Annotated in this window: 1 protein-coding gene; it reads left to right on the top strand. The window is 62.2% G+C overall.

The features are described from left to right. On the top strand, positions 1 to 1,506 hold a 1,506-nt coding region (locus tag WB528_RS20450), incomplete at both ends, for a molybdopterin-dependent oxidoreductase (protein WP_423890224.1).

Below are 1,506 nucleotides of genomic sequence, written 5' to 3'. Positions count from 1 at the left end.
GTCGCGAAGCTCTCCGATCTGTGGCTGCATCCCAAGCAGGGGACCGACTCGGCGCTCGGCATGGCGCTCGGCCATGTCGTGTTGAAGGAGTTCTTCATCGACCGCAAGGTGCCCTATTTCGAGGATTACGCGCGCCGCTATACCGATCTGCCAATGCTCGTAAAGCTGAAGAAGGACGGTGATCGATGGGTCCCCGATCGCTATCTGCGCCAGAGCGATCTCGCCGGCGGAACTAAATCGCGCGCTAAGACGGCAAAATCCGACAGCGCCGACTGGAAGACGGTTGCCTTTTCAGAGGAGACAGGTGAGCCGGTGGTTCCGCAGGGTTCGATGGGCTATCGCTGGCCTAAGGACGGCGAGCCGCAGAGCCGCTGGAACCTCGAGGAAAAAGATGGCGAGAGCGGCGAGCCCATACGGCTGGCACTGAGCGCCCTCGACCGATGTGACGACATCGTTCCGGCGGCTTTCCCCTATTTCGGCGGTCAACTGCATGAGCGCTTCGCCGAGAACGACCAGGGCGGCGACATACTCGTCCGCAACGTGCCGGTGCGACGGCTGACGCTGGTCGATGGCGAGGGGATCGTTGCGAGCGTCTTCGACCTGATGTGCGCCCATTACGGGCTCGACCGCGGGCTCGGGGGCGCCTGCGCATCGGGTTATGACGACGACGTGCCCTATACGCCGGCCTGGCAGGAGACAATCACCGGCGTCCCCGCCGAACATGCCATCCGCGTCGCGCGCGAGTTTGCCCACAATGCGGAAAAGACCAATGGCCGTTCTATGGTGATCATCGGTGCGGGTGTGAACCATTGGTATCACCAGGACATGACCTATCGTTCCATCATCAATGTCCTGATGCTGTGTGGCACGATCGGCGTCTCCGGCGGCGGCTGGGCGCATTATGTCGGCCAGGAGGCGCTGCGCCCGCTTGCCGGTTGGATGACACTCGCCTTTGCGCGCGACTGGGTGCGGCCAGTGCGCCAGATGAATGGCACGTCGTTCTTCTACTCCCATTCCGACCAGTGGCGCTATGAGAAGCTCGATGTGTCCGGCCTTCTTTCGCCGCTCGCCGATGCGGACAACTACAAGGGCAGCTTCATCGACCTCAATGTACGCGCCGAGCGCATGGGCTGGCTGCCTTCGGCGCCGCAATTGGCATCCAACCCGCTGGGGCTTGCGGCCGAGGCGGAAAAGGCCGGGCTCGAGCCACGCGAATTCGTCGCCGATGGCCTCAAATCGGGCGCGTTGAAACTTTCCTGCGAGGACCCGGACAACCCCGTCAATTTCCCGCGAAATCTGTTCATCTGGCGCTCAAACCTCTTCGGCTCCTCTGGCAAGGGACACGAATATTTCCTGAAACATTTCCTCGGCACGAAGCACGGACTGCAGGGCAAGGACCTCGGCGAGACAGGTGCGGTCAAGCCTGAGGAGATCGTCTGGCGCGATCCGGCGCCTGAGGGCAAGCTCGATCTGGTAGTGACGCTCGATTTTCGGATGTCGTCAAGC

Source organism: Bradyrhizobium sp., from assembly GCF_049586575.1.
In the GTDB taxonomy this organism is placed as follows: domain Bacteria; phylum Pseudomonadota; class Alphaproteobacteria; order Rhizobiales; family Xanthobacteraceae; genus Bradyrhizobium.
This window is presented reverse-complemented; position numbering and strand designations above follow the sequence as displayed.